This is a genomic window from Enterobacter hormaechei subsp. xiangfangensis, from assembly GCF_001729785.1.
Classification (GTDB): Bacteria; Pseudomonadota; Gammaproteobacteria; order Enterobacterales; family Enterobacteriaceae; genus Enterobacter; species Enterobacter hormaechei_C.
Genome location: NZ_CP017183.1, coordinates 2,359,293 through 2,378,638, shown reverse-complemented (window position 1 = coordinate 2,378,638; position 19,346 = coordinate 2,359,293). Strand labels below are relative to the sequence as shown.

The 19,346-nt window shown below is 57.3% G+C and carries 19 protein-coding genes and 2 pseudogenes; 4 read left to right on the top strand and 17 right to left on the bottom strand.

Annotation, left to right across the window (positions count from 1 at the left end):
* Nucleotides 1–28 precede the first annotated feature (28 nt).
* Nucleotides 29–1,231, bottom strand: a complete 1,203-nt coding sequence (locus BFV63_RS11400; protein ID WP_048240741.1) for an NAD(P)/FAD-dependent oxidoreductase — start codon at nucleotides 1,229–1,231, stop codon at nucleotides 29–31.
* 130 nt (nucleotides 1,232–1,361) lie between these two features.
* On the opposite strand from BFV63_RS11400, the gene BFV63_RS11395 reads away from it, so the two are divergent.
* A complete protein-coding gene (locus tag BFV63_RS11395; RefSeq protein ID WP_015570482.1) occupies nucleotides 1,362–1,871 on the top strand; it encodes an RrF2 family transcriptional regulator in 510 nt (169 codons plus the stop codon).
* Between the two features lie 39 nt (nucleotides 1,872–1,910).
* On the opposite strand, the gene adhP is transcribed toward BFV63_RS11395, so the two are convergent.
* From adhP to BFV63_RS11360, 7 genes are all read right to left on the bottom strand, one after another.
* Nucleotides 1,911–2,921 carry an alcohol dehydrogenase AdhP gene (gene adhP / locus BFV63_RS11390; RefSeq protein WP_023314184.1) on the bottom strand — a complete coding sequence of 337 codons (1,011 nt, stop codon included), beginning with the start codon at nucleotides 2,919–2,921 and terminating at the stop codon, nucleotides 1,911–1,913.
* A gap of 206 nt (nucleotides 2,922–3,127) precedes the next feature.
* On the bottom strand, nucleotides 3,128–4,837 hold the full coding sequence (locus BFV63_RS11385; RefSeq protein ID WP_048240743.1) for an ABC-F family ATP-binding cassette domain-containing protein: 1,710 nt from the start codon (nucleotides 4,835–4,837) through the stop codon (nucleotides 3,128–3,130).
* Between the two features lie 386 nt (nucleotides 4,838–5,223).
* Entirely contained in the window at nucleotides 5,224–6,921 is a 1,698-nt protein-coding gene (locus tag BFV63_RS11380) for an NAD-dependent malic enzyme (protein WP_003857058.1), read from the bottom strand.
* 176 nt (nucleotides 6,922–7,097) lie between these two features.
* Nucleotides 7,098–7,235 (bottom strand): stationary-phase-induced ribosome-associated protein, encoded by a 138-nt coding sequence (sra, locus tag BFV63_RS11375; protein WP_003857059.1) that lies wholly within the window; start codon nucleotides 7,233–7,235, stop codon nucleotides 7,098–7,100.
* Between the two features lie 95 nt (nucleotides 7,236–7,330).
* Nucleotides 7,331–7,546: a biofilm-dependent modulation protein gene (bdm, locus tag BFV63_RS11370; protein ID WP_003857061.1), complete on the bottom strand. Its 216-nt coding sequence runs from the start codon at nucleotides 7,544–7,546 to the stop codon at nucleotides 7,331–7,333.
* Nucleotides 7,547–7,687: 141 nt separating this feature from the next.
* Nucleotides 7,688–8,209: a VOC family protein gene (locus BFV63_RS11365; RefSeq protein WP_003857065.1), complete on the bottom strand. Its 522-nt coding sequence runs from the start codon at nucleotides 8,207–8,209 to the stop codon at nucleotides 7,688–7,690.
* Between the two features lie 51 nt (nucleotides 8,210–8,260).
* Nucleotides 8,261–9,112: a Vmh family MBL fold metallo-hydrolase gene (locus BFV63_RS11360; protein WP_022651225.1), complete on the bottom strand. Its 852-nt coding sequence runs from the start codon at nucleotides 9,110–9,112 to the stop codon at nucleotides 8,261–8,263.
* Between the two features lie 111 nt (nucleotides 9,113–9,223).
* On the opposite strand from BFV63_RS11360, the gene BFV63_RS11355 reads away from it, so the two are divergent.
* The gene (locus BFV63_RS11355; protein WP_023314180.1) at nucleotides 9,224–10,111 is read left to right on the top strand and encodes a LysR family transcriptional regulator; all 888 of its coding nucleotides are present in this window, start codon (nucleotides 9,224–9,226) and stop codon (nucleotides 10,109–10,111) included.
* A gap of 69 nt (nucleotides 10,112–10,180) precedes the next feature.
* Nucleotides 10,181–10,609, top strand: a complete 429-nt coding sequence (locus BFV63_RS11350) for an OsmC family protein (RefSeq protein ID WP_003857069.1) — start codon at nucleotides 10,181–10,183, stop codon at nucleotides 10,607–10,609.
* Nucleotides 10,610–10,632: 23 nt separating this feature from the next.
* On the opposite strand, the pseudogene BFV63_RS11345 reads toward BFV63_RS11350, so the two are convergent.
* Nucleotides 10,633–11,528, bottom strand: a pseudogene (locus BFV63_RS11345) (LysR family transcriptional regulator).
* 136 nt (nucleotides 11,529–11,664) lie between these two features.
* On the opposite strand from BFV63_RS11345, the gene BFV63_RS11340 reads away from it, so the two are divergent.
* Nucleotides 11,665–12,414, top strand: coding sequence for an SDR family oxidoreductase (locus BFV63_RS11340; protein ID WP_003857073.1), 750 nt, complete (start codon nucleotides 11,665–11,667; stop codon nucleotides 12,412–12,414).
* Here the strand turns inward: BFV63_RS11340 and BFV63_RS23585 are convergent.
* The 8 genes and pseudogenes from BFV63_RS23585 to BFV63_RS11305 form a co-directional block, all read right to left on the bottom strand.
* The gene (locus tag BFV63_RS23585; RefSeq protein ID WP_349861263.1) at nucleotides 12,368–12,478 is read right to left on the bottom strand and encodes a hypothetical protein; all 111 of its coding nucleotides are present in this window, start codon (nucleotides 12,476–12,478) and stop codon (nucleotides 12,368–12,370) included. The genes BFV63_RS11340 and BFV63_RS23585 overlap by 47 nt on opposite strands.
* Nucleotides 12,435–13,235 (bottom strand): annotated as a pseudogene (locus BFV63_RS11335) (ABC transporter ATP-binding protein); the annotation flags it as partial. The pseudogene BFV63_RS11335 and the gene BFV63_RS23585, both read right to left, overlap by 44 nt.
* 112 nt (nucleotides 13,236–13,347) lie before the next feature.
* Entirely contained in the window at nucleotides 13,348–14,316 is a 969-nt protein-coding gene (locus BFV63_RS11330) for an ABC transporter ATP-binding protein (RefSeq protein WP_048240745.1), read from the bottom strand.
* Nucleotides 14,313–15,209, bottom strand: coding sequence for a D,D-dipeptide ABC transporter permease (gene ddpC, locus BFV63_RS11325; protein ID WP_003857076.1), 897 nt, complete (start codon nucleotides 15,207–15,209; stop codon nucleotides 14,313–14,315). The genes BFV63_RS11330 and ddpC overlap by 4 nt, the downstream gene beginning before the upstream one ends.
* Nucleotides 15,206–16,228 carry an ABC transporter permease gene (locus BFV63_RS11320; protein WP_003857077.1) on the bottom strand — a complete coding sequence of 341 codons (1,023 nt, stop codon included), beginning with the start codon at nucleotides 16,226–16,228 and terminating at the stop codon, nucleotides 15,206–15,208. The genes ddpC and BFV63_RS11320 overlap by 4 nt, the downstream gene beginning before the upstream one ends.
* Before the next feature lie 23 nt (nucleotides 16,229–16,251).
* Nucleotides 16,252–17,784 (bottom strand): ABC transporter substrate-binding protein, encoded by a 1,533-nt coding sequence (locus tag BFV63_RS11315; protein WP_022651221.1) that lies wholly within the window; start codon nucleotides 17,782–17,784, stop codon nucleotides 16,252–16,254.
* A 15-nt stretch (nucleotides 17,785–17,799) separates the two neighbouring features.
* Entirely contained in the window at nucleotides 17,800–18,372 is a 573-nt protein-coding gene (gene ddpX / locus BFV63_RS11310) for a D-alanyl-D-alanine dipeptidase (RefSeq protein WP_048240747.1), read from the bottom strand.
* 12 nt (nucleotides 18,373–18,384) lie between these two features.
* Nucleotides 18,385–19,239, bottom strand: coding sequence for a MurR/RpiR family transcriptional regulator (locus BFV63_RS11305; protein ID WP_022651219.1), 855 nt, complete (start codon nucleotides 19,237–19,239; stop codon nucleotides 18,385–18,387).
* Between the last annotated feature and the right edge of the window lie 107 nt (nucleotides 19,240–19,346).

Genomic DNA, 19,346 nt, shown 5'->3' with positions numbered 1-19,346 from the left:
GCCCGCTGGTCGCGGGTGGTGGAGTGGACTACACGAATTTCGCCAGCGGGTCAGCGGCGGCAAAAGCAACCGCTTTGTCTGCTGCTGGCGGGTAAATCAGTTCGTTGGTGATGGCAACTTTGATCTTTTTGCCTTCCTCGCGCACGGATTTAATGCGCTGGTCCCAGCCCTCGGTGTATACCGCGCCCCAGCTACCCAAATCCAGACAGGTAACGTAGTTCACCTGACGGTAAGGGTACGGCTCCACATTTAACAGGCTGGCCGCCGCGTTGTGTCCGGCGAATTTCCCCAACTGGATCGCGTGCTGGCAGGTCATCAGCGCCGTGTTGCCCACATCGTCCGTTTTGGCATGCGCCATATCACCCGTCGCGTAAACCTCCGGATGCGCAGGAACCTGCAATGTGTCGGTGACGATAAGGCGTCCCTGAGTGTCGCGTTCCCCGTCAATTTGCAGGCTGAGGGGGTTAGCTTCTACCCCTGCCGTCCACACTACAGTGGCGCTGGCAATGCGTTCTCCGTTTTTCAGCGTTACGCCGCTGGCATCGATGGCTTCAACTTCACTGTTTAAACGCCATTCAACGCCCAGCGCGCTGCTTGCTTCTTCAATGGTGTTTCTCAGCGCCTCGCTGTAACGCCCGCCAATGGTTGCACCCCTTTCAACTACGATTGTTTTAGTCTTTGTATTGGCGCCGAAGCGAGTGCGGAGCCGGGCAGGGAGTTCCGTTGCCAGCTCGATGCCGGTAAAGCCGCCGCCACACACGACCACGGTATTACGCTCCGGGGTGGAGGGGCGCGAAACCAGCGAATCAAGATGTTGCTCGAATAACCTGGCGGAGTCGAGTTGGTCGATATCAAAGGCGTATTCAGCCAGACCGGCAATTGGGGGGCGTTTAGTCTGGCTACCGGTTGCGAGGATCAGACGTTCCCAGGCGACTTCAGCAATCACGCCGTTTGAATCGCGATATAAAACGGTTTTAGACGAGGTATCAATACGTTGTGCTTCGCCCGCAATAAAGGTAATGCCCAGCTCAGCAAACAGTTCGGTCAGAGGTGCGACCATCATCGACACGTTCTCTTCATAAAAGCGTGGGCGAACGCGCAATTCCGCAACAGGGGCCAGCACGGCAATGCTGAGGCTATTGTTACCCTCCAGAGCAGAAAGGCGCGCGGCGCTGACCGCAGCCCACATACCGGAAAACCCACTACCCACAATTAAAATCTGCTTTTTCATACTCGATCCTTTAGTGCGTCAGGCTGTATGTCTGACATAACTGCCACTATACTTGTCGGAGTTAACTACGACAACTTCTTTCTGAGTTAAAAATCGTTATAATGCAGCGAACAATGACCCGGAGTGAGCCATGGCGTTTTACAGTTCTGGTGTGGAATATGGCATTCATAGCCTGATGTGTATGGTGGATGCAAAAGGCAATGAACGTGAGATGAGCGTCCGGGAGATGGCGGCCTTGCAGGGCGTGCCCTACGACTATCTTGGAAAAATCTTCACCCGTTTATCACGCGCGGGGCTGGTCATCAGCACCGAGGGTAAAGGGGGAGGCTTCCGGCTGGCGCGTCCGGCAGAGCTGATCAGCGTGCTGGACGTGGCGCACGCCATCGACGGCGAGAAGAATATGTTTGAGTGTCGGGAAGTGCGTCAGCGCCTGGCGGTGTTTGATGAAACGCCACCTGCCTGGGTCTGTGACGGCCCGTGTGGGGTGCGCTCGGTCATGGACAGCGCGCAGCAGCGGATGGAAGAGGAGTTAGGGCGCCATACTATCCTGGATCTGGCGCGGAAAATGTATCGAAAAGCGCCGGACACGTTCCAGATCGAGGTTCAGGAGTGGATTTCCGATCGCCGTTCGTCCACGTGAAAAGCCGGGCAGGGCAAAGCCGCTACCCGGCCGCCGCGGTTAAGAACGTAAATCAATCACCATACGGCCACGGATCTGGCCCTGTTCCATCTCTTTAAAGATAGCGTTGATATCTTCCAATGGGCGCATCGTGACTTTCGGAACCACCTTACCTTCAGCCGCAAACTGGAAGGCTTCGAGCAGATCCTGACGGGTACCCACCAGAGAGCCCACCACCTGAATCCCATCCAGGACCAGACGTGGAATATCCAGGCTCATCGCTTCCGGCGGCAGGCCAACAGCCACCACGCGGCCTCCGGCGCGAACCGCGTCAACGGCAGAGTTGAAGGCCGCTTTCGCTACTGCCGTCACCACCGCCGCATGCGCACCGCCGGTTTTCTCCTGAATCACTTTTGCCGCATCTTCACTGCGAGAGTTCACGGTTAAGTCTGCGCCCATGCTGGCAGCGAGCTTCAGCTGCTCGTCATTCACGTCAATGGCGATAACCTTCGCATTGAAGACATTTTTGGCGTATTGCAGCGCGAGGTTGCCCAGACCGCCCAGGCCATAGATCGCAATCCACTGGCCGGGTTTGATGTCAGAGACTTTTACCGCTTTGTAGGTGGTGACCCCGGCGCAGGTGATGCTGCTGGCCGCCGCGGAGTCCAGCCCGTCCGGGACTTTAACCGCGTAATCCGCGGTTACGATGCACTCTTCCGCCATGCCGCCGTCAACGGAGTAACCCGCGTTTTTCACGTCACGGCACAGCGTTTCGTTGCCGGTATTACAATATTCACAGTGGCCACAGCCTTCAAAGAACCACGCCACGCTTGCACGGTCGCCTACTTTTAGCGACGTGACGCCAGGACCAATCTCTTTGACGATACCAATCCCTTCGTGGCCGAGGATCACCCCGGTTTTGTCGCCAAAATCGCCATTCTTAACATGGAGATCGGTATGGCACACGCCACAGCACTCCATCTTCAGCAGCGCTTCACCATGTTTAAGCGCGCGTAAGGTTTTCTCTGTAACATTAACCTGATGATCCTGAGTGACAACAGCAGCCTTCATGTGTTTCTCCTTTCATGATGAGTATCTGCATAGCAGGTGTAATACCCATTAAGGATTAATACTTTGACGCTGTAATGCAAGGCAACCGCAACATAATGTCATCATTTAGCTCAGTTTCAGATTAAGAATACGGCGATCCTCTAATAATCAGTAGGGAAAAACACTGACGTAAAAAAGACCCGGCGTAATGACCGCCGGGTACAGGCTTACAGTTGGGCTTCTATCTCCTCAATCTCTTTTCGCCATTGCGCCTGCAACTGCGGTTTTTGATGTTTGGGCTTACGCGCCAAATCTTCTTCCAGCAACGTTTCCAGGGCGACAAGGCGTTCGAGCAGATCGTCTGACGCTGAAGAGGGTGCCTTCAATGCGGCGTTCGATGCCTCAGGTACAGCCGGACCGGCGTCCTCACGCAGGCGCTCAAAGACCGCCTCCGCATCGTGCCATTCGCTCAGCCTGCCGTCCTCAATCAGCCAGAAGCGGTTACAGCACTGGCTAATTAACTGACGATCGTGGCTCACCAGCAGCACTCCGCCTTCAAACTGTTGCAGCGTTTCCGCCAGCGCCTCTTTGCCCTCCATATCCAGGTGGTTGGTCGGTTCATCCAGCATCAGCAGGCTATAACGGGCAAGGGTCAGGCCGACGAACAGCAGGCGCGAACGTTCCCCGCCGCTCAGCGTACTGACTTTTTGCCCGTGCCGCGCCCACGGGAAGCCGGCACTGATGAGCGCCATTTTACGGGTCTGCGGATCTGGCGCGAAAGGCTCCAGCGCATCAAGCAGCGCCGTATCGTCTGGCAACTGATGCAGCGTCTGGTCGTAGTAGCCGGGTGAAACGCGCGGATGACGCTTAAGCCGCTCGTCCGAGATCTCGTCGCGAAAATGTCGCCAGATAAGCTTCAGCAGCGACGATTTTCCGCAGCCGTTACGACCCACAATCGCCACGCGATCGCCGCTCTTCAGCCGCGCGCTGACGAGGGTAAACAGGTCTGGCAGACCCGGCGCCGGGGGGACGCCGAGGTCGGTTATTTCCAGCAGGCGGTCGGCCCGAAGCGCGTCCCCGCGCAGGGTTAAGGTCCACGGGCTTCCCGCCGTCAGTTCCGTCTGGTTTTCTTTAAGCCGTTCGACCTGTTTTTCCATCTGCTTAGCCTTACGGGAGAGATCTTCGTTGTCGTAGACCTTGCCCCAGGTCGCGAGGCGTTTGGCGCTGGCCGTGACGCGGTCGATCTCTTTTTGCTCTGCCTTATGCCGCAGCGCATCGCTTTCGTCTTTCGCCTCCAGCGCCTGACGGGCGGCAGTGCAGGGAAGGGCGAAGTAGTGCAGTGTTTTATCGCGCAGGATCCAGCTGCCGTTGGTTACCGCGTCCAGCAGTTGCCTGTCGTGTGAAACCAGCACAAAGCTGCCGGACCAGCTCTGTAAAAACTGCTCCAGCCACAGCAGGGTCGGCAGGTCGAGGTGGTTGCTCGGTTCGTCCAGAAGCAGCAGATCCGGATCGCTTATCAACGCCCGCGCCAGCAGCAACCGCGTATGCTGGCCGCCGCTCAGCGTGGCGGATTGCAGCGCCGTTTCCTGCGTAGTAAAGCCCATTCCGGCCAGCAGCGTCTCGGCCTTCCAGCGAAGACTGTCGCGCTCACCGGTCGGCAGCTGCGCCAGCACCGCATCCAGCATGGTCAGGGGATAAAGGGTCTCCGGCAGATGTTGTTCCACGCGCGCCAGCAGGCAATGTCCCGCCAGTGAAACGGTTCCGGCAGCAGGGGACTGCGTTCCGTCGAGGATTTTCAGCAGCGTACTTTTTCCGCAGCCGTTATCACCCAGCAGGCCAATGCGGTCGCCTTTTTTCAACGTAAAGGAGAGAGAGTCGAAGAGCGTGCCAAACGCGGTATCAACACGTAAAGAATGTGCAGTAAGTAGAGTGCTCATTGTTGCTTACCCAGGAGTTACAGGCATGTTTATGCCTCGTCAAACATCGCTGACGATAACTCAGTAAGCCCGAGAGAAGGGTTTTCAGGGGTTAGTGTCTTCGCTCAAGCGGAAGTTATCGCAGCACGATACCGATAACGCTTGAGCTGGTGCGATCACCAAATGTATGTGAAACATTGAAAATTTCACAGTACAGCATAATTGGCCTCCTTATATATTCAGTAGGTTAATGGATGAAGGGAGTGTAGCGGGGGAAAATGGGTTTGGCTAGTGGGAAGTGCCGTATATTCCCCTCACCCTAACCCTCTCCCCAAAGGGGCGAGGGGACTGTCCGGTGCGGTTTTACCCTCTCCCCTTTGGGGAGAGGGCTGGGTGAGGGGCGATGCTTAAATCGAAGTACGACGATAGCTACGGTATTCCGGCATCCAGAAATTATCATCAATCGCCTGCTGCAACGCATCGGCAGAGGTTTTCACCGCGACGCCTTGCTGCTGCGCCATTTTGCCTACCGCGAAGGCAATTGCGCGGGACACTTTATGAATGTCTTTCAGCTCCGGCAGTACCAGGCCTTCACCGTTATTCACCAGTGGTGAGTGACCTGCCAGCGTTTCGCTCGCGGACATCAGCATTTCGTCGGTGATGCGGGACGCGCCGGAAGCGATCACTCCCAGACCAATACCCGGGAAGATATAGGAGTTATTGCACTGCGCAATGGGGTAGAGCTTGTCCTTCCACACCACCGGATCGAACGGACTGCCGGTCGCGACCAGCGCATTGCCTTCGGTCCAGGCGATGATATCCTGCGGCGTCGCCTCCACGCGTGAGGTCGGGTTCGATAGCGGCATCACGATAGGTCGTTCGCAGTGCTTATGCATCTCGCGAATAATCTCCTCCGTGAAGAGGCCGGTCTGCCCGGATACGCCGATCAGAATATCCGGCTTCACGTTGCGCACCACGTCAAGAAGCGAGAGCACTTCGTTATCCGTATCCCAGTTTTTCAGGTTCTCGCGCTTCTGCACCAGTTTGGTCTGGAACGGGAGCAGGTTTGGCATACCGTCGGTCAGCAGGCCAAAACGGTCCACCATAAAGACGCGGGAGCGGGCGAGCTCTTCGCTTAAGCCTTCGCGCTGGGTCTGGGCAATAATTTGCTCGGCGATGCCGCAGCCCGCGGAGCCTGCACCCAGGAAGACAATTTTCTGATAGCTAAGCTGGCTGCCTGCCGCACGGCTCGCAGCAATCAGCGTACCGACGGTCACTGCCGCAGTGCCCTGAATGTCATCGTTGAACGAGCAGATCTCATCGCGGTAGCGGTTCAGCAGCGGCATGGCGTTTTTCTGTGCGAAGTCTTCGAACTGCAACAGCACGTCCGGCCAGCGGTGCTTCACGGCCTGGATGAAATCATCCACAAACTGATAGTACTCGTCGTCGGTAATGCGCGGGTGACGCCACCCCATGTACAGCGGATCGTTCAGCAGTTGCTGGTTGTTGGTCCCCACGTCCAGGACCACCGGCAGGGTGTAGGCCGGGCTGATCCCGCCGCAGGCGGTGTACAGCGAGAGCTTACCGATGGGAATACCCATCCCGCCAATGCCCTGGTCGCCAAGGCCCAGAATACGTTCGCCATCGGTTACCACGATCACCTTGATGTTGTGGTTCGGCACGTTTTGCAGAATGTCATCCATGTTGTGACGGTTCTGATAAGAGATGAACACGCCGCGGGAACGACGGTAGATCTCCGAGAAGCGTTCACATGCCGCGCCGACGGTTGGGGTGTAAATGACGGGCATCATCTCTTCGAGATGGTTCTGCACCAGGCGGTAGAAGAGGGTTTCGTTGGTGTCCTGGATATTACGCAGGTAGATGTGCTTATCGATTTCGGTTTTAAAACCCTGATACTGGATCCAGGCGCGTTCCGCCTGTTCTTCAATGGTTTCAACCACTTCAGGCAGCAGGCCCAGCAGGTTAAAGCTGCTGCGCTCTTCCATGCTAAAGGCGCTGCCTTTGTTCAGAAGGGGAAACTCCAGTAAAACCGGACCGGCGTAAGGAATATAAAGGGAACGATGTTTTTTCAGTTTGTTGTCCATGTCACTCACTCTTTTTAAGAAGATCCGTCCCTGACACTGCTGTTTGTCATCTTTCTGGCCTGTGCTACGGGGTGCGGTCGGTTGGTATTATAAAGGAGCTGAATATTAATTACCGCAACACATAAACAAAAACACCATCGGGATTACCGATGGTGTTGTGAATATCGTGCCGGAACTTACTTGCCGGAAGGGCGTTTTCTGCCGGTAGCGTGGGTAACCTGCGTTTCGCTACCCTCCTCAATAACCACTTTACGCTTGTTAGAGAGCTTGTAGTTCAGTCCCAGAATGTGGCGTGCCTGACGGTTCGATTTCATTTTAACTCCTCAATCCCGTTGATAGTTTTAAGGACAAGTTTGCTCACGCAAACGAAATGTAACCCCTTAGGTTGCTGATCCAGCTTAGCAGGTTTTTACAAAGGTGCATTTTGCCCGCTGACCACATAGTTGATGGTTTGCTGGTAGATGTCACTGAGGATGTCATTGTCTGTGGCTTCCACCCACTTGGTCAGTTCCATCAAAATGTCATCTTCGGTAACAACACCGTGCTCTGCCTGAAGACCCTGCGCAATCGCGTTAACGAGTTCGGGTTGTGCTGCTGTGGTATGTGCCGGGTAATAAGTAAACATGCTGCCTCCGTGTCGTTGTCTGTTTAATGTTACGGCGTGCAAAATCGTAATTCACATTCAGATTGGCAAATATTTTCGTCGTTGTGGTTCAGATTCGTCCTGGAAATAAAAATATCATCTCTCCTGGCACACAAATAAAATTCAGGGTTTCCAGCGGCGTAAATTTGTCGTTTTTTCATAAGGCATGGGCGTCGGCCAGGAGATCAATTCCACAATACTGCCCCAGGGGGTCTGTCCATAGCAGAAAGCATTCCCTTCACCTTGCTCATCCGGAAACGTGAGCGGCTTTGGCGCGGTAAACATCTCCCCGCCGGCAGCGGTGAAAGCGGCTATCGCCTTATCAAAATCATCAACATAAACAGCAAAATGCTGGAGGCCAAAGTCGCTGGCGCGGGCGGGCATTCCCTGTTCAGGGCCATGCATTTCGAAAAGTTCAATGCCGGGTCCATGGGGCATAACAAGCATGCGAATGGCGTGAATTTTTGTGCCGGGAAATAATTTTAAGGTGTGCTGCTGGGCGGCCTGATCAATATTATCGGTTTCCGCATCGACAGAATGATATAAAACCTGTGCGCCGAAAGCGCGTTCAAAAAATAGGGTGGCTTTTTCAATGTCGGGCACCGTAATACCGATATGGTCGATGCCCCTTACTGACGATGGCATAGTAAACTCCTGCTATAAAAAATTTAAATATAGCAGGAGATAATCAGGATATTACCACTTCATTTCGCCGGTATTCACTTTGGCACTCAATTCCAGCGAACTGGCTTCCGCCAGATTCGGCCACTGTTTTTTCATCGTGCTAATGACGCCGGTTGACGCTTTATGTGTCATGAGGGCCTGTTCAAACTGATGTAGATAGCGACGGGTAAAGTCGATAGCGCCGGTACCCGCTGGCGGTGTCCCAAGGTAGTGGCCCGGAATAACGTGTTCGGGCTTAAGGGCTGCCATGCTATCCAGCGTCTGCTGCCACTGTTTGCGGCTTTCCGGCGTTTGGGTATCCGCCGTCCAGACGTGAATACCCCACGAGACGCCCGTGCCGCCGAGGATGGTTTTTGCGGATGGGATCCAGACGTACGCCGCATAGCTCTCAGGCTCTTCAATATTCACTCTTTCACCATCAATCATAAAGGTGGTTGAGGCAAGCACTTGCGGCACGTAGAGCTGTGACGGCGCGCCGTCTTTCATCTGTGGCCCCCAGAAGGCGAGCTTCGCGTCTTTTGTGGCCCTGATATGGTCCACCACCTGTTGCGTGGCGACAACTTTGGCATTAGGGAAGGCTTTCACCAGCGGTTGCAGGCCGAAATAGAAATCCGGATCGCCGGAGGTGATCACGATTTTGTTCAGCGTTTTACCGCTGTGGCGAATTTTTTCTACCAGCGCTTCGCCATCCTTCACGCTGAACTGCGCGTCAAACAGCACTGCCTCTTTCGGCCCAGATACCATGGTGGATGAGACGGCAAAAATGCCTTTTTCCTGCGGGTTGTACGTATCAACGGTCAACGGCGCGGCAAAGACGGCCGGAGTGAAAAGGGTTGTCAGCAAAGCAAGGCGGGCGATAGTCATGGTCATGTCTCTGTTCTTCAGGAAAGTCTCTATTGTACGGATCTCTTCATTTGCCAGAATTCCTGAAACAGGAGATGCTTAGTTTCATAAATCGAGCAAATGGAGGTCAAAATGGATCGCGTTATTGCCGCCCAGGTGTACAACCGCATCTGTGAGCTGGGGAGTTTAAGCGCGGCGGCGCGGGCGCTGGGGATCTCCCGTCCGATGGTGAGCCGTTATCTGGAGCAAATGGAGAAGTGGGCCGGGGCGCGGCTGGTGAACCGCTCCACCCGCAAGCTGACGCTGACGGCGGCGGGGGAGAAGGTCCTGCAAAAGACCCGCACGCTCTCGCAAATTTCTCAGGAAATTGAAGATCAGTCAGTGAAGGATTTACCCTCAGGCACGCTTCGTGTCGCCTGCGCGCACTTTACGGCGATGCATATTATCGTTCCGGTGCTGCCCGATCTGTTGCAGCGTTACCCTCAGCTGCGCATTGAGCTGGATGTTAACAATCATCCGGTAAGTCTGGTGGGCGAGCGAATTGACGTGGCGATCCGCATCACCGATAACCCTGAACCGGGCATGATCGCCCGCCGACTGGGAGAGTGTCGGTCCGTACTTTGCGCCTCGCCGCACTACCTTGCCAGTCGGGGCGTTCCAGAGCAGCTGGAGGATTTATCCCGGCACAACTGCCTGCATTACAGCTTTTTTGCCGGTCAGTCGTGGCGTTTTTTGACGCCAGAAGGGGAGTCGGTCACGACGGCGGTCAGCGGCAATCTCAGCGCCAGTATCTCGTCATTGCTGATGGAGGCGGCGATAAACCACTGTGGTATTGCCATGCTGCCCGAGCGCGAGGCCGACGCGGCGCTACGGCAGGGCAGCCTGGTGCCGGTGCTCGGCGCCTTTACGCCAAAACCGATCGGTATTTTTGGTATTTATCAGTCGCGAGACTATCAGCCTGCGGCGCAGCGTGTGTTCCTGGATGCACTTGCAAACCACCTTGCCACGCGCTCGGACTAGTCTGTCTTCCCTGCAAAATGGATTATGCGTCCTATACTTATCCCTTTGTAAGCCAAAAGGAGAGCAAGAATGACGATTCATAAGCACGGTTCAGCACACTGGTCTGGCGACATCAAACGCGGCAAAGGGACGGTCTCAACAGAGAGTGGCGTCCTTAACCAGCAACCTTACGGCTTTAACACCCGCTTCGAGGGCGAAAAAGGGACTAACCCGGAAGAGCTGATTGGCGCAGCGCACGCGGCCTGTTTCTCTATGGCCCTGTCGCTAATGCTGGGCGAAGCGGGTTATACTGCCGATTCCATCGATACCACGGCGGATGTCTCGCTGGATAAAACCGACAGCGGTTTTGCCATCAGCAAAGTGGCGCTACAAAGCAAGGTGACGGTACCGGGTATCGATCCGCAGCAGTTCGACGGCATTATTCAGAAAGCGAAGGCGGGTTGTCCGGTATCGCAGCTGTTGAAAGCCGAAATCACGCTGGATTACAAACTGAACTGATATCAGGCCGGGCAAATGCCCGGCTAACCTTTCACTGCCGCAGGGAAAACCTCGGCAAGCCACGCAATAAACACTCTCAGGCGATGCGTTAAATGCCGACTCTGGGGATAGACCACGTGAAAAGGATACGCCTTAGGACGCCAGTCGCTCAGGATCTCTACCAGCGCGCCCGTTTCCAGATGCGCTCTCGCAGCATAGCCAAACGTCTGAATAATCCCTAAACCCGCCAGCGCCGCGGCCAGATGTGCGTTGCTTTCATTGACCCCAAGGTGGTGCGGAACGCTGATCTCCAGGGGCTCACCCCGGTCAAGGAAGCGGAACGGAAATGCGCGTCCGGTAACCGGGGAAAGGTAGCTAATCAGCTTATGGCCGTTGCGTAGCTCCTGCGGATAGGCAGGGATGCCGTGAGCTTTAAGATAGCCCGGCGCCGCGCAGGCGATCATCCCGGCATCACCGATATGCCGCGCGATAAGCGAAGAGTCATCCAGCGGGCCGCCGCGGATCACGCAGTCCACGTTTCCGCTGATTAAATCTACCGGACGATCGGCTACCCCCAGGTTAATGCGCAGATCCGGGTAGCGCTGAAAAAAATCCGGCAGCAGGGGGATCAGCACGTCCCGGGCGGTTGAGCCCCCCACGTCAATACGCAAATGGCCTTTGGGCGTGCAGCACGATGCGCGAAAGGCGGTATCAATGTCCTCTATATCAATTAATACCCGTAGCGCTTTCTCGTAGTATTCCATGCCGTGACCACCCGGCGCGTCGTGCGATGCAGCAGCCGTGTTTCCAGGTGCGCTTCAAGTGATTTTACCAGCTTGCTCAGCGTGGCTATCGGCATGTTCAGGGAGTCTGCCGCTCGGGTAAAGCTTCCGGATTCAACCACCCGCGTAAAGGCACGCATTGCCATTAGCTGATCCACATAGATCTCCTCTGATTATTTCCTGCTGTGAAAATTCATTTTCATTTTTGCCCGTTTATCGCTAATCCCGCAAGGTCTAAAGTCTGCCTGACGCGGGCAAACGCTCCTCTTTTACATCACAACAAAGGTTATGAGTATGAATACAACGCTTGCAGGAAAAATCGCTCTGGTGACCGGTGGCAGCACCGGTATTGGTCTCGCAACGGCACAGGAGCTGGCGGCGCAGGGAGCGAAGGTCTATATCACCGGACGTCGTCAGGCCGAACTGGATGCTGCCCGGGCAGACATTGGCGCCGCGGCGGTAGCTATCCGCGCGGACGTCTCCAGAATGGCCGATCTGGATGCGGTTTACGCGCAGATTGCTAAAGAAGAAGGACGACTCGATATTCTGTTCGCCAACGCCGGGGGCGGCGACATGCTGCCGCTGGGCGCTATCACCGAAGAGCAGTTTGACCGGATTTTTGCCACCAACGTGCGCGGCGTGCTGTTCACCGTCCAGAAAGCGCTGCCGCTGCTCTCATCTGGTTCATCCATTATCCTCACCGGATCGACGGTTTCGATTAAGGGGACGGCGAATTTTAGCGTCTACAGCGCCAGTAAGGCCGCCGTGCGTAACTTTGCCCGCTCCTGGGCGCTGGACTTACAGGGCCGCGGGATACGCGTCAACGTCGTCAGCCCTGGCCCCGTGAAAACGCCCGGTCTTGGCGATCTGGTTCCCGAAGAACAGCGTCAGGGATTATACGATGCGCTGGCGGCCCAGGTACCGCTGGGTCGCCTGGGCGCGCCGGGCGAAGTCGGGAAAGCCGTGGCGTTTCTGGCGTCCGATGCCGCCAGCTTTATTAACGCCACGGAGCTGTTTGTCGATGGCGGGATGGCGCAAATCTAGCGGTTACGCCAGCAGCGTACGCTTCGGCCTTCGGCTGCGGGCTGAAGCGGCTGCGGCCGTTCACATCCCTGCATCGCCAGCGGGCAGCGGTCGCGGAAGTAGCAGCCAACGGGCAGGTGGCGATTACCGGGAAGATCGGTTTTGCGTAATGCCAGATCTTCGTCCAGCGGTTCTCCGGTACGGGGAACGGAGTCAAGCAGCAGCTGCGTATACGGATGCCGCGGCTGACTCAGCACCTGGTCCGCCGGACCCAGCTCCACGATCTGCCCCAGATACATCACTGCCACCCGGTCGCTCATGTGCCGGACCACCGAGACGTTGTGCGAGATCAGTACGTAGGTCAGATTTCGCTGCTGTTGCAGGGCAACCAGCAAATTGAGGATCTGCGCCTGGACAGAAATATCCAGCGCGCTGGTGGGTTCATCCAGCACGATGATGTCAGGATCTGAAGAGAGCGCCCTGGCGATAGCGATGCGCTGGCGCTGTCCGCCCGAAAACGCATGCGGCAGGCGGTCAAGATATTCTGCTCGAATGCCCACCTGCTGCGCCAGCGTCTCAGCCAGCTGACGACGCTCCCGTTCGCTGCGGCGTTGCTGTATCCACACCGGCTCGGTGATGATGCGCCAGACGGGTAAACGCGGATCGAGGGACGAGAGCGGGTCCTGAAATACCATCTGCATACCGCCTGCCGCATTTGCGCGCTGACAGGCACCTGTACTCGGTTTGAGCATGCCCATCAGCAGTTGCGCCAGCGTGCTCTTTCCACAGCCGGATTCCCCCACAACGCCCAGCGTTTCGCCGCGATGGATCCGGAGATCCATGCCGTTGAGGGCGTGTACCTGCTCCGTCACGCGCCCCAGCCAGTTTTTGCGCGCAGGAAAATTCACATGCACGCTATCCAGTTCCAGCAGTACCTCAGACATGGCGTCTCTCCTATTGTGGGTACCAGCAGGCAGCCTGTTGGCCTTCTGCGCCCGTGGAAATTAAGCGCGGCGTTTCGCTGCATTTCGCCCCGGCAGCAAAACAGCGTTCGCGAAAGGCACATCCGCGCGGGAGGTGGCTGAGGTTAGGCACCGTGCCGGGAATGGCCGGGAGGATCTCGCGCGGTTCACCATTTTCCGGGGCACACCGCAGCAGGCCAATCGAATAGGGGTGTACAGGATGGTGGATCAAAGTCTGCGTGCTGCCGCTTTCGATCACGCTGCCCGCGTACATAACGTACATCCGGTCACAAAGCTGCGACACCACCGCCATATCGTGACTGATAAACAGCACCGACGTCCCGCTGGCGCGCGCTTTGTGTTTCAGTAGCCGCAGCACCTGACGCTGAACGGTCACGTCCAGCGCGGTGGTCGGCTCATCGGCAATGATCAGCTCCGGCTCGCAGGAGAAGGCAAGGGCGATCATCACCCGCTGGCGCATGCCGCCGGAAAGCTCAAACGGATAGCGATCCATCACCTGTGCCGCATCCGGGATTTGCATCTCGCCCAGCAGGGCGATCGCCTTCTGCTGCGCGTCGCGGCGGGAAAGCGACTGATGCTGGCGGATCACCTCCACCATTTGTCTGCCAATCCGGCGCGTAGGGTTAAGCGCCGTCATCGGCTCCTGAAAAATCATCGCCACCCTGGCGCCGCGCCACTGACGAAGCTGTTTTTCCGACGCGTTCAGGACATCTTCCCCGAGCAGGGTGACCCGGCCATGGTGAACATGGTAACTGCCTTCCGGCAGCAGGCGCATCGCCAGCATCGCGGTGACCGATTTTCCCGAGCCGGATTCGCCCACCACGCCGACAATTTCACCCCGGCCAATCTCCAGCGAGACGTGGTTGAGCGCGTGGACGTCACCGCGAAAAATGGGGAAGCTCAGATGCAAATCTTCAATCGATAATACGGAATCACTCATGACTGCTTCCCTCCTGATTTGGGATCCAGCAGGTCGCGAAGACCATCGCCAAACAGATTAAACCCAACCGCCGTGATCAGAATTGCCGCCCCCGGAAACGCGCAGTACCACCACTGGTCAAGCACGTAGTTACGCCCCACGGCCACCATCGCGCCCCATTCGGCGGTCGGCTGCTGCGCGCCTAATCCAATAAAGCCCAGCGTGGCGGCCATCAGGATGGCGCTGCCGATATCCAGCGACGCCTGTACGATCAGCGGCGGAAGGGCGTTACGCAGAATATGCCAGCTGATCAGGTGCCAGCGCGATGCGCCAAAGGTGCGGGCGGCCTGCACGTAGGTGAACTGGCGCACCAACAGCGTTTGCCCGCGTGCCAGCCGCACGTAAAACGGAATGCGTACAATCGCAATCGCCAGCATCGCGTTAAACAGGCTTGGGCCGAGCGCGGCGGCCAGCGCCATCGTCAACACCAGCGAGGGGATGGAGAGCATAATGTCCATGATACGCATAATGATGGCGTCGCCGCGTCCGCCGAGTACGCCGGACAAACAGCCGAGCAGAGAACCGATGCCGCCCGCAATCACCACCACCGCCAGCCCCGCCGTGATGGACTGCTGGCTGCCCACCAGCACGCGGCTGAACAGATCCCGGCCCACCTCATCGGTGCCAAACCAGTGCTGGGCTGAAGGCGCCTGCAATCGCGCGGTCAGATCCAGCGCATTCGGATCGTGCGGGACTATCCACGGCGAGACCATCATCATCAGCAGCATCACGATCATAATCACCCCGCCGATCAGCGTGAGCGGGCTTTTGCGTAACATCCAGAATAGCTTTGCCCAGTTAATGCGCTGTTTAGCGGTGCTGACAGGGACGGGCGTTTCCTGAGTTAACATCATTCGGCACCTCCGCGCCCGATTCGCGGGTCGATCCACAGGTACAGCAGATCCACCACCAGATTGACGAAGACATAGGCCAGCGATACCACGACCGCGAAGCCCATGACGGCAGGGAAGTCCAGCGCCTGAATGGAGGTCACCACCCAGGCTCCCATTCCCGGCCAGGCAAACACGGTTTCGGTAAGGACTGCCCCGTACAGCAGATCGCCCAGCGCCAGCCCGAGCACGGTAATGGAGGGGATCATGGCGTTGGGTAAGGCGTAGCGCAGCACGATGTACCACCCCGGCAACCCGCTCGCGCGGGCGGTACGAATATAATCCTCGCTCAGTTGCTCCAGCATCGCGGAACGTACCTGACGCGCCACAATACCCAGATGCACAAAGGCCAGGGTCAGGGAGGGGAGAATCAGGTGCTGTAGGGCGTTGAAAAACACCTCGCCGTTGCCTTCCAGCAGAGCGTCCAGCAGATAAAAACCGGTAACGTGGGCGGGCGGATCGAGCCAGTCGTCCAGCCTGCCGCCGCCGGGCAGAATTTGCAGTTGCCCGTAGAACAGAACGATAACTCCCAGTCCCAGCCAGAAGGCAGGCGTCGAGATGCCGGTCATCGCCATCAGTCGGACCAGGTGATCCAGCCAGCGGTTACGGTACACCGCCGATAAAATGCCCAGCGGCACGCCAATCACCAGGGCCAGCAGCAAAGAGCAGAAGGCCAGTTCCAGCGTGGCGGGGAAAAAGGCTTTCAAATCTTCCGCAACGGGGCGACCGGTGCGAATGGATGTGCCCAGATCGCCATGCGCCAGCGCCTCTACATAGCGGCCAAACTGAATATAGAGCGGTTGATCCAGCCCCAGCTGCTGGCGGATGCCCTGCACGATTTCATCGCTGGCGCGGTCACCGGCCAGCAGGCGGGCCGGATCGCCGGGGATCAGGTGTGAAATAATAAAAGTAATAATACAGACACCGGCCACCACCAGGATTAACCCCCAGCAGCGCTGGCGCACAATGCTCCAGAACGTCATACACTTCCCCCCGGCGTGGGCCGTTACTTACTCATGGTGGCGATGTTAAAGACCTGCTCAAGCATCGGATTAAAGGTGAAGCCTTTGACCTCTTTGTTCATCGCCAGCTGATAGTTCTTCTGGAACAGATAAACGTAAGCCGCCTCGTCAATCACCACTTTCTGCGCCTGCTGGTAATCTTTGGTGCGCTCCGCCTGATCGGTGGTTTTCAGTGCCGCCTGCAACAGCGCATCGACCTCTTTGTTCTCATAGAATGAGCGGTTACCCGGCAGCCCTTTTTTGTCCGATTCGAACCAGTAGTTCATGAACATGTACGGGTCAGCGAAGTCCGGGCTCCAGTTACCAATCGCAATGTCATAATCACCTTTGCCGACGCGGTCGCGCATGGTGGCGTTCGCCAGTTTCTCGAGCTTGACGTTAATCCCCAGCTTGCCCAGGCTCGCCTGCGTGGAGAGGGCGATAGGCTCCCAGTTCGGGTCGTTATCGGAGTAGAGGAACGTCAGGCTGGCGGGTTTATCGTTGACTTTTTCCAGCGCCGCTTTGGCTTTGGCCTCGTCAAAGCTGTACTGCATGGCGTTCGCATCAAAGCCCCACATGCCCTCCGGGATCGGGCCGCGCATCTGCTTGCCGTTCCCGCTGAGAATGCCTTTCACCATCCCCTGATAATCGGTCGCCCAGGAGACCGCGCGGCGCAAATCCACCTGATTCATCGGAGGCTTACTGTTGTTCAGATAGAGGTAGGTCACCCGCAGGGACGGGTATTCCGCCACGGCCACTTTGCCTTCCTGCTTCAGAGCGGCAAGCTGATCCACCGGCAGGGCGTCGGCGATATCCAGATCGCCACGGGAAAGTTGCAGGCGACGCGAGGCGCTTTCACCGATAATCTTGACCGAGACACGCTTGAAGTGCGGCTTTTCACCCGGCCAGTGTGGGTTGGGCACCATCACCAGCTGCTGACCTTTCCGCCAGCTTTTCAGCATAAACGGTCCGGAACCCGCGGTGTTTTGCGCCAGGAAACCGCGTGCGTCGTCGGCGGCATTGGCTTTCAGCACCGCCGGGTTGACGATCGACGCGCCGTCATTGGCCAGCGTGTAGAGGAACGGGGCGAACGGCTGGCTGAGGGTGAATTTCACCGTATGCTCATCCACCGCGTCCACTTTCAAATCTTTCGGGAACGCTTCGGAAGGTCCCTGGTTAATTTTCAGCAGACGTTCAAACGACAGCTTGACCGCTTCGGCGGTCACCGGCGTGCCGTCGGAGAATTTTGCATTATCTGCCAGGGTGAACGTCCACTCTTTCTGGTCGTCAGACGCCTTCCAGCCCGTCGACAGATCGCCTTCCACCTCCGTGGTGCCAGGCTTGTATTTCACCAGACGCTGGTACGAGGGGTAGGTCACCGTCCAGTCGTTGTTATCGATAGTGACCGCCGGATCCAGCGTTTGCGGATCGGCAGCTTTCCCAATCACCAGCATATCTTTTGGCACCGCCGCCAGCGCGAGAGGGGCGCTCAGGGTGAGCGTAGCGGCAATCAGGGTTGTAAGCAGCGTTGTTTTCATGGCGGGGCTCCAGAATTACAGTGAGTGTGTGGTCGGATAACAGGCGAACTGGTCATCTAACAGCGGGTAGCTGGCGGCATTCGGCAGTTCGAAATGCCACCATTCGCTGCTGATGCCCACAAAACCGCCGCCGTACATAACGGCGTTCAGGAGCAGACGATTTCGCTGCGCCTCAGGCGGAACGGAAGGGTGCCAGGCATGAGAACGGTCGTGCATTTCGTCAAACCCGGCGCCCATATCCAGCACGTTGTCGTGTTCATCCATCAGCGTGACGTCAATGGCGGTGCCCCGGCTGTGGTTAGAGCCAATTGCGACATCCACCACGTATTCCGGATTGGGGCAGGCATCCCAGAGTTGCGACTGCGCCTGCTGGGGGCGGTAGGCGTCGTAAACCACCAGCTTCAGACCGGCCAGCGCGGCGATGCCGATCGCTTTCGCCAGCCCGGTGGCGGCATCCGTATGCAACAGGCACGCGGCGTGCTGGTAGATCGGGCGGCCAGTGATGTTATCGGCGGTCGCGTATTTCAGATCGATATGCAGCGTGGGAAAGGTTTTCGCCACATCAATCAGTTGACTCTCTTCAGGCATAGCTCCGCTCCTTTAGCGTTCAAATTGACCAAACTCTTGTTGTAGTTGTCGGTTGATTGCCAGACGTTCCGGCAGCGCATCCCCCAGCGCCTCCACAACGCCCGACAGCAGCAGGTTGAACAGACAGCTCACCGGCGCCAGCGAATCCCAGAAATGGCCGGTATCGGTCTTCACCTGGAGTAAATCAATCGGGTAATCCCGCGCCCACGGGCACCAGATATCGGTGATCAGCGCCATCGCCAGGCCTTTTTCGCTCGCCACGCGGCAGTACTGGCGGGCAATGGCGGAGTAGGCGCGGGTATCCGTCAGCACGATATACGGGTTCGCAAAGCCGGAGTTAAGCGACTCCACCCAGCTACCGGAGAGCCCTTCTGAATAGCTCACCCGCGGGCGCAGATACTCCAGATGGCTGAAGAACGCATTGGCGATCCCGCGCGTGGACTGGATCCCCAGCACGAAAACGGCGTCGGCATGGGTAAGTTGCTGGACCACCTGCCTGAACGTTTCGCTTTGCGCCAACTGGTAGACATGGGCAATGGCGTCCACCTCCAGCGACAGGGAGTTCTGAAGGCGATCCGACAGCGGCTGTTGCTGCTTCCAGGAGTCGAGACGCTCGTTAATGCCCCAGGGCTGGTGGGGATCGCGCAGGCTTTTTTTGGCGTCGTCCAGGTTGCGGTAGCCCAGCTTGCGCAGAAAGCGTCCGACGGTGATCCCGCTGGTGGCCGTGGCCAGCGCCACGCTCTCTGCCGTTTCAAAGGGGATCTGCCCGACGTGCGCCAGCATCCAGCTTGCCACCCGCTTTTCGCTTGGGGTGAGCTGGCTAAAGGTCGCTTCGATACGGCTCAACACCTCAGGTTTGGTCGTCATACCGCCTCGCTGTTAACTGGCTGTCAAAGGCCGGGTTTCTGTTACCGGATTAACAATGCAGGACGCGTGCCATGTTCACATTGCGGCGAAAACGCGCTGTGCAGCAA

What these genes read in the sequence shown, in the direction of transcription:
- BFV63_RS11400 (WP_048240741.1), bottom strand. Translation starts at nt 1,231, where the DNA reads ATGAAAAAGCAGATTTTAATTGTGGGTAGTGGGTTTTCCGGTATGTGG.
- BFV63_RS11395 (WP_015570482.1), top strand. Translation starts at nt 1,362, where the DNA reads ATGGCGTTTTACAGTTCTGGTGTGGAATATGGCATTCATAGCCTGATG.
- adhP (WP_023314184.1), bottom strand. Translation starts at nt 2,921, where the DNA reads ATGAAGGCTGCTGTTGTCACTCAGGATCATCAGGTTAATGTTACAGAG.
- BFV63_RS11385 (WP_048240743.1), bottom strand. Translation starts at nt 4,837, where the DNA reads ATGAGCACTCTACTTACTGCACATTCTTTACGTGTTGATACCGCGTTT.
- BFV63_RS11380 (WP_003857058.1), bottom strand. Translation starts at nt 6,921, where the DNA reads ATGGACAACAAACTGAAAAAACATCGTTCCCTTTATATTCCTTACGCC.
- sra (WP_003857059.1), bottom strand. Translation starts at nt 7,235, where the DNA reads ATGAAATCGAACCGTCAGGCACGCCACATTCTGGGACTGAACTACAAG.
- bdm (WP_003857061.1), bottom strand. Translation starts at nt 7,546, where the DNA reads ATGTTTACTTATTACCCGGCACATACCACAGCAGCACAACCCGAACTC.
- BFV63_RS11365 (WP_003857065.1), bottom strand. Translation starts at nt 8,209, where the DNA reads ATGCCATCGTCAGTAAGGGGCATCGACCATATCGGTATTACGGTGCCC.
- BFV63_RS11360 (WP_022651225.1), bottom strand. Translation starts at nt 9,112, where the DNA reads ATGACTATCGCCCGCCTTGCTTTGCTGACAACCCTTTTCACTCCGGCC.
- BFV63_RS11355 (WP_023314180.1), top strand. Translation starts at nt 9,224, where the DNA reads ATGGATCGCGTTATTGCCGCCCAGGTGTACAACCGCATCTGTGAGCTG.
- BFV63_RS11350 (WP_003857069.1), top strand. Translation starts at nt 10,181, where the DNA reads ATGACGATTCATAAGCACGGTTCAGCACACTGGTCTGGCGACATCAAA.
- BFV63_RS11340 (WP_003857073.1), top strand. Translation starts at nt 11,665, where the DNA reads ATGAATACAACGCTTGCAGGAAAAATCGCTCTGGTGACCGGTGGCAGC.
- BFV63_RS11330 (WP_048240745.1), bottom strand. Translation starts at nt 14,316, where the DNA reads ATGAGTGATTCCGTATTATCGATTGAAGATTTGCATCTGAGCTTCCCC.
- ddpC (WP_003857076.1), bottom strand. Translation starts at nt 15,209, where the DNA reads ATGATGTTAACTCAGGAAACGCCCGTCCCTGTCAGCACCGCTAAACAG.
- BFV63_RS11320 (WP_003857077.1), bottom strand. Translation starts at nt 16,228, where the DNA reads ATGACGTTCTGGAGCATTGTGCGCCAGCGCTGCTGGGGGTTAATCCTG.
- BFV63_RS11315 (WP_022651221.1), bottom strand. Translation starts at nt 17,784, where the DNA reads ATGAAAACAACGCTGCTTACAACCCTGATTGCCGCTACGCTCACCCTG.
- ddpX (WP_048240747.1), bottom strand. Translation starts at nt 18,372, where the DNA reads ATGCCTGAAGAGAGTCAACTGATTGATGTGGCGAAAACCTTTCCCACG.
- BFV63_RS11305 (WP_022651219.1), bottom strand. Translation starts at nt 19,239, where the DNA reads ATGACGACCAAACCTGAGGTGTTGAGCCGTATCGAAGCGACCTTTAGC.